At 46.7% G+C, this 225-nt stretch carries 1 protein-coding gene; it reads left to right on the plus strand.

Annotated elements, in window-relative coordinates:
- Positions 1-89: 89 nt before the first annotated feature.
- A partial coding sequence (locus B2899_RS08215; protein ID WP_414631759.1) for a GntR family transcriptional regulator occupies positions 90-225 on the plus strand: 136 nt, incomplete at its 3' end.

Below are 225 nucleotides of genomic sequence, written 5' to 3' on the forward strand. Positions count from 1 at the left end.
TGATTTTCACAGAAAAAGGAGGAGTGATTCCTCCTTTTTTTGGCGAGAACAAATAAAAAAGAGCAAGCAAGGTGAGGGCCGTGTCAAATTTGCCTGAACAGCGCAAAGTTTATCAGGAGATACTGCTGGAGATTAACCGAATCATCAAGGAAGATGGATTAAAGCCGGGGGATAAGCTGCCTTCCGAACGCGAGTTGTCCGAGAGGTTGCAGGTGGGTCGCTCTT

The sequence above is a fragment of the Aneurinibacillus sp. UBA3580 genome, from assembly GCF_002375825.1.
In the GTDB taxonomy this organism is placed as follows: Bacteria; Bacillota; Bacilli; order Aneurinibacillales; family Aneurinibacillaceae; genus Aneurinibacillus; species Aneurinibacillus danicus.